The sequence below is a fragment of the Paucisalibacillus globulus DSM 18846 genome (assembly GCF_000482485.1).
Lineage (GTDB): Bacteria > Bacillota > Bacilli > Bacillales > Amphibacillaceae > Ornithinibacillus > Ornithinibacillus globulus.
The window spans coordinates 20,239-27,303 of the sequence record NZ_AXVK01000039.1 but is presented as its reverse complement, the minus strand read 5'-3'; the positions used below and the strand labels follow the sequence as shown (position 1 = coordinate 27,303).

General features: G+C 31.5%; 6 protein-coding genes. 4 read left to right on the top strand and 2 right to left on the bottom strand.

Features of this window, described 5'->3' with window-relative positions; translation table 11 throughout:
* The coding region (locus K332_RS0111610) for a transposase family protein (RefSeq protein WP_026907601.1) at positions 1-284 on the bottom strand (284 nt) is incomplete at its 3' end.
* Positions 285-1,117: 833 nt separating this feature from the next.
* On the opposite strand from K332_RS0111610, the gene istA reads away from it, so the two are divergent.
* Together istA and istB are read left to right on the top strand one after the other, a co-directional pair.
* A complete protein-coding gene (gene istA / locus K332_RS0111605) occupies positions 1,118-2,686 on the top strand; it encodes an IS21 family transposase (protein WP_026907600.1) in 1,569 nt (522 codons plus the stop codon).
* Complete coding sequence (istB, locus tag K332_RS0111600; protein WP_026907599.1) at positions 2,683-3,447, top strand: IS21-like element helper ATPase IstB; 765 nt, start codon at positions 2,683-2,685, stop codon at positions 3,445-3,447. Before istA ends, istB begins: the two co-directional genes overlap by 4 nt.
* Before the next feature lie 20 nt (positions 3,448-3,467).
* Here the strand turns inward: istB and K332_RS0111595 are convergent, their stop codons facing one another.
* A complete protein-coding gene (locus tag K332_RS0111595; protein WP_026907598.1) occupies positions 3,468-3,728 on the bottom strand; it encodes a hypothetical protein in 261 nt (86 codons plus the stop codon).
* Positions 3,729-3,872: 144 nt separating this feature from the next.
* Here K332_RS0111595 and K332_RS0111590 point away from each other — a divergent pair, with 144 nt between their 5' ends.
* Both K332_RS0111590 and K332_RS0111585 read left to right on the top strand, forming a co-directional pair.
* The gene (locus K332_RS0111590; protein WP_026907597.1) at positions 3,873-4,544 is read left to right on the top strand and encodes an ABC transporter ATP-binding protein; all 672 of its coding nucleotides are present in this window, start codon (positions 3,873-3,875) and stop codon (positions 4,542-4,544) included.
* On the top strand, positions 4,537-6,987 hold the full coding sequence (locus K332_RS0111585) for an FtsX-like permease family protein (protein ID WP_026907596.1): 2,451 nt from the start codon (positions 4,537-4,539) through the stop codon (positions 6,985-6,987). Before K332_RS0111590 ends, K332_RS0111585 begins: the two co-directional genes overlap by 8 nt.
* The last annotated feature ends 78 nt before the right edge of the window (positions 6,988-7,065 follow it).

Here is a 7,065-nt window from a genome sequence, read left to right as displayed (position 1 = left end):
CGCTGGTACCTCTCAATAAACTCATTTTTCTCTGTAAAACGTTTTCCACAAGTACACGCATATCTTCGACGTTTATACCAGAGTTGAGTAATGCGTTCGAACCACTTTAGATGTTTAATCTTTTGAAGACGATAATCATGAATACGTTGTGTCCTCTCGCCACAGCTAGGACACACTTGGGCAACTCGTTCCATTTCTATATGGATAATAACCATTTCGTTTCTTTCCTCAATATTTGTAACGATACAATCTTTCAAACCAGGAATATTCATGGTAAAATTCATTTACACGCAACCCCATTCACTTAGACTTGTTTCTCGACAATACAAGTATAAAGGATTGGTAGGTTGTGTGTTAACCTTTTTCAGAATATTTCATGTACCCCAACAAATATTATAGAGCCAAAAGGAAAAATAAAAAATGAGTCCGGTGCAATACCGAACTCATTTTATCCTAGCCAACTAATGAAATAACCCCATCTAACTCTTGGGTCACTTTTAACTTTTGAGACTCATTACCAGAAAGTAGTTATTTTTAATTTATTAGGTTGGGTTGTAGCCTTTGATTCTCAAGAATCCAATCTCTTCTTATAATCTGTACCATGTCTCTATTTTTGTTTTTCTTCATTAAAGTTGATTTTATTAAATCAAATTCTTTCTCTGAAACAAACAATACACTATAGGCAAATATCTTTTTTGAATCTTAGATTGGTTATAAAAGCAATTCAAAAATATATTTTCGGTGCATTTAAATAAGAATATACTTAAATTCTTTCAATAATTATTATCTATTATTCTAGAAAACTTTTTTTATTGGTTTATTGTACCTGAGCCTTTGATATATTCCGCATAGGGACCTTTAGTTGATTTCCCAACATTTATAGTATAAGTACCTTTTTTTATCGTTCCGAAATTTTTGGTGTAATTTTTATTATTTGCGGTTATATCACTAGTTTTATAACTCGTAAACCAACTTCCTGTGACTGCTAAACTAGAGTAGACAGTTTTTGCTAGATAAAAAGAAACACTTATTTACCCAAATATACCAATAAAATATAGGTACTTTCCATTGTAAAATGTTTATATCCTAAAACATACAACAGTGGAGGTCGCAGAAGGTGGATAAGTGGGAAATGTATATGGAAATAAGTCAGTTAATCAAAAAGGGATTCAGTAAGACGAAGGTGGCAGACAAGCTAGGAATATCAAGATCAACAGTATATCGTTATCTAAAAAAGTCTCCTTCGGATATGTCAGAGTGGGTAGATTCACTTCAGACGAGGAGTAAGAAGCTAGATACTTATAAAGAGCTGATATTGTCTTGGTTGAGGGAACATCCAGATATGTCCGCTGCACAAGTAGAAGATTGGTTAAAAGAGAAATACGAAGATTTAAAAGTAGGTGAAAGTACGGTTCGGTCATATGTTAGAGAGCTTCGAAAGGAATATAAAATAAAGAAGGAAACATCACCACGAATATATGAGGCTATACCTGATTCACCTATGGGTGAACAAATACAAGTTGACTTTGGTCATACGAAACAGAAGTCAGTTGATAATAAGGAAGTAAAACTAAACTTTATAGCGTTTGTATTATCTAATTCTAGATATAAATATAAGGAATGGTTAGATAGGCCTTTCACTACCAAAGATGTCATAAAAGCACATGAAAATGCATTTAGGTGGTTTGGTGGAATTCCAAATGAATTAGTCTATGACCAAGATAGTTTAATAGTCGTCAGTGAAAATGGTGGGGATTTAATTTTAACGCAAGAGTTCCAACAATATAAGGAATCTAGGAATCTAACCCTTCGTGTTTGCCGCAAGGCGGATCCAGAGAGTAAAGGAAAAATTGAAAATGTAGTTGGTTTTATTAAACATAACTTCGCTAAACATCGAGTATTTCATAACATTGATTCTTGGAATGAGCAGGGTTGGGAATGGCTCAATCGAACTGGAAACTATAAAGTTCATCATACAACAAAAAAGAGACCGGTCGAAGTGTTTTCCCTGGAAAGACAACACTTAAGACCAGTCAACAAAAATCTAGATATAAATTATAACTATGAAAATAGTATATCAAGATGTGTCCATAAGGACAATACTATTCGTTATTTATCTAATCGTTATTCCCTTCCATTGGGGACGTTTGGCAAGTATGAAACTGTCTGCATTAAGGAAACTGAAGAAAAGGAATTAATCATTTATAGCGCTGAAACAGGTGAAATCATTGCAAAGCATCATATTCCTGACGGGAAGGGATTATTGATTAAAGATAGGAAACATAGTCGAGATAGAACAAAAGGTATTGATGCATTCATGGATACTGTTTCCCAACAATTTAATGACAGTGAAATAGCTTATGATTACTTACAAACAATAAAAGAAAAGTACCCTCGATACATTAGGGATCAACTCCAAATGATATTAAAAGAGACAAAAGTAAATAACAGGGATATTTTATCAGCAGCATTGAATGAGTGTATCAAAAGGAACCTTTATGGTGCAACGGATTTTAGCGATGTCGTTGCCTATATAATACGACACCGACAAGTGGAAGATACAGTGAACGATACCGATGAGAATGTAACACGAATAAAAGGAGTTTCTGGATGGGTTATAGAGACGGAGGCTCAAAAAAGGGAAATAAATGCTTATACTGCCATACTGGAGGGTGAATCAGTATGAGTCAGCTAAACCAATTACAAGAATTGATGAAGACATTACGTTTAACGGAAACAGCCAATCACCTTCCTGCATTAATTAGAGAAGCTGAGCAAAAGGATTCCTCCTTTACTCAGTTCCTCTTCGATGTAGCAACATATGAACAAACTCGGAGAGAAGAAAAGCAATTAGAGAAACGATTTAAATGGGCCACGTTTCCCTTTCAAAAGACATTAGAAGAATTCAATTTAAAAGAACAGAAATCTTTAAGCAACAAACAATTGAATAGATTGAAAGATTTAACGTGGATAGAACAGTTACACAATATCATTCTATTAGGACCACCAGGTAGTGGGAAAACCCATATTTCTATCGGGTTGGGTATTGAAGCGTTAAACCAAGGTTATAGGGTTATCTTCACTACAATGGGGGATCTTGTCCACGTGCTGAAGACGGAGGAAATCACACGTAAATCGCAGACCAGAATGAAAAGAATTAGAGAAGCAGATTTAGTCATTATTGATGATTTGATGTTTATGGCGATGGATCAACAGGAAGCTAATATGTTTTTTCATTTAATCAATGATTTATATAACCAATCATCTATCATTCTAACATCAAATAAAGGCCCAAAAGAGTGGGGAGAATTATTAGGTGACCAGGCAATTACTACAGCTATACTAGATAGAATTTTACATCGAGTTGAAATCATTCATTTAAATGAAGATAGTTATCGAATGAAACATAGATCGACCATATTTGGGCAAGAAAGTGTTTCAAATTAACGAGCATAAATTGTGTCTTTTTACTTGACGGTCACACTTCCATCTAACGCTACATAAAAAGTCGATTTGGTAGAATTCACTTTCCCGCTACCAAGGTATGTTTGTCCTTTGGCAGTTGTAGAAGTGGATTTGTTAGACAAAGAATGCTTTGTACTTCCGTATACTATATGACTCATTTCAAAGCTGTAAGAGCCAGAGTATGCACTAGTTGCAATTGGAATTAATAATGCTAAGATAAATAGACTTGGTAATAATAGTTTTAAAGCTTTTGATTTTTTCATGTTTTCATCTCCTATATTTTATATTATACTTTCAAATATACAATAACAAATGTTCTGAATAGTTTTATCTTTTATAATATTTTAATTAATAACTAAAATAAGTTATTATATAGTCTGATAGATAATTTTTAGGAGGGACTTTTTTTGTCTATTTTATTAAACGCCAATGAAATTAGTAAGACTTTCTCAAATGAACTTGTAGTTGTAAAGCCGACTTCTTTCAAAATAGAAAAAGGGAAAATATATGTTATTGAAGGAAAAAGCGGATCAGGTAAATCTACCTTTTTAAGTATGCTAGCAGGAATTGAAAACCCTACACTTGGAAAAGTCTTATATCGAAACCATTCATTATATGAATTAACTGATAATGAACAAGCACAAATACGCGGTAAATCGTTTGGTTTTATTTTCCAATCGTTTCACCTAATCCCAGAGTTATCAGTTAAAGAAAATATTGAGTTACCTCTAATGTTTAATCAAATAGAAAAAAAATTAAACACAACTGAACTAGCAGAGAGGTTAGAAATTGAAAAACTATTAGATAAGAAGCCCTTTCTTTTATCTGGTGGAGAGCAACAACGAGTTGCAATAGCTAGATCGATTATTACCTTACCTGAAATTATTTTCGCTGATGAACCGACTGGAAATCTCGATTATGAAACAACAAAGAAAATTGTAAACTTACTTTGCAAATTAAGTAGTGATTATGGATTAAGCTTAGTTATAGTCACACATGAGAAAAATTTAATTAAAAGTAATCATCATTTATATACAATGCAAAATGGAGAGTTGAAGGTGGAACATACTAATGTTTAAATTAGGTTACAGACTATTAGTTTCACGTAAAGGTTGGTTCTTTTTACTAATAACAGCCATCGCTATTATTATATCCTCTATAATTGCTGTTTCTACAGCAACTGAAACAATTAAGATTGGACTAAAAGAACAGGCCTATTCCGATTACGGAGAGCATACACTTGTCCTATTAGATACTAGTAAATCTAAAGATACTTTATACTCAAGTAAAGATATCCAGCAAATTGGTGAAATCAAGATTTTAGGTAATCTCATACTGCAGGATCAATATATTGCAACAGTTGGAACCTTAGATAAGCTGGCCTTGGAAATGGGTAGAATCGAACTATTAAGCGGATCATTTCCAGAAAGAGAAAATGAAGTCGTAATTGAATCTTCCTACTTATCATTAATTGATAAAAATTGGAAGATAGGAGAAAAGAAAATACTAAATATAAACAACAAGTCGTTGGAGTTGACATTATCGGGAATTGCTAAAGATTATTCAGCAAAGTGGACGGTTTCTAATAATGTCCAAAAAGGAATTAATGATTTCCCTAATATAATTCTTTCAAATAAGAATAAATTAGAGATTGAATCTCAGAATTTATTAGTCCAATTGAAAGGGAATAGTGGGAATATTGATTCTATTCAAGAAAAAGCTTCTGGTTTATTAGCAGAACATACTGGTTTTTTTAATGATCGTCTATTTTATAATGGATTAGCAAATTATCAGGATATCACAACACTTTCGTTTGTTTTTCAAATAATAATTCTTTTAGCCTCCTTTCTTTGTATGTATTGTCTATTTTACTTTTTTAATTTTAATCAGCTAAGAAAATTAGCTGTACTAAAAGCAGTGGGATCGACCAATTTAAACTTAATTAAATTAGCCTTCTCTCAGGTTTTTATTTTATTATTAATTAGTTTTTTATTATCTTTACCACTACTTTATATCTTACGTAAATGGATTATTAATAACACTTTCAATATTAGTTATCTAGGTCCATCAAATATCCTAAATATCACAGTGTTAGTAGTTTTATGTATTATTGTTATATTTTGTATTACTTTATATAGCTCGTATTTATCAATTAACCGGATTCAAAATAGTTCAATTAATGGATTACTAAAAGAATCTCATTCTAATAACATAAAAACTAAAAAACCACCAATTGAGTTTAAAGATTTCACGCTGAGTAAAGTTCTGAATCAATTGCTAATTAATCCTAAGCATTCCCTGCTAGTGATATTCACATTAACTCTATCAATTTTAATTATTAACTTCTCTTTTTTTATAGAAAAAGAGTCCGCTGGTTTTTGGGATACAAAAGTTGATTACTATTTGAATTCACAAGAAATTTATAGTTATGATGTTGTTAATAACCTAACCGTTTTAGATCAAGAAGGGTTAACTTTTTCCAAAGAAAAAGTTAATCAACTTGAAGAAAATCCTAGTATTAAATATATAGAAAAAAGCCCCTTTATGGTAGATATACATCCTTTAATTAAAAACAATCTATTAACACCTGCTATCAAAAGTTGGTTAAACGGGAACAATTATAGCGATATAACTTATTACGATGACTATATTATTCCTAATGTTAAATATGTTTTAGTTGATGAATATGAGTTTTCAAAGTTATACCCAAATTTAGTGTTTGAAGACTTACTTGGAAAAGTTATTTTACATAGCCCAAATAATACACAAAATACAGAGTTTAAAAAGCTCAATAGAGAACCTATTAATTTTGTGCAGAAAAAGAAAGAATCATCCAGCTATAAGACAAAGAATTGGGACTTTGAAATCCTAAATACCAGCAATGAACCTTTTAACTTCATGCTAAATGATTCTATAAATACACAGTATTCAGATTTTGTAATAGTTATGGCAGAAGAAACCGCAATTAAGGAGGGGTTATTTTCTGGATATAATGAACTATCCATTTATTTAGAAGAACGAATAGAAAGAATAGATATTGAACAACTCGAATCTGAATTATCTGAGCTTATCGCTCTTACACCCGGTAGCATATACCAAAAGATTTCAACTCTTGTGAAGGATGACAAACGTATATCACTATTCGTTGGATATTTAGGAAAATTAACTTTTCTCATCTCAGTTATTTTATCGATCATAACTACTACTATCATTGTCTTTAGTAAATATAGAATATTAAAAAGGGAGTGGGGAATCTATCTAACTTTAGGTATGAAAAAAAAGGAAATATATTATCTACTATTATTGGAAATGCTATTTTACTTAATTGTGGCAACGATTCTATCATTAATAGTATTTTCACTTTCTCAGCTTTTAGAAAATCTATACCCTTATTTCTTCTACCTTAGATATTTTTGCTTTTCAGTTCTATTTATTCTGTTGTTAATTACGATTGGTTGGTATGTTATTGTTATAGTAATCAAACATCAATCTATTCGTTCTTTAATTCGAGAAGAAGAGTGAAGCAAAAAGTAAGAGTGGCATGTCCAATTTATCAATATAAGCTTTTATACAGAAACGGTAATACTAATTATATTTAAA

Bases quoted from the DNA above. Each gene is read 5' to 3' on its own strand.
- istB (WP_026907599.1), top strand. From the start codon at position 2,683: ATGAGTCAGCTAAACCAATTACAAGAATTGATGAAGACATTACGTTTA.
- K332_RS0111595 (WP_026907598.1), bottom strand. From the start codon at position 3,728: ATGAAAAAATCAAAAGCTTTAAAACTATTATTACCAAGTCTATTTATC.
- K332_RS0111585 (WP_026907596.1), top strand. From the start codon at position 4,537: ATGTTTAAATTAGGTTACAGACTATTAGTTTCACGTAAAGGTTGGTTC.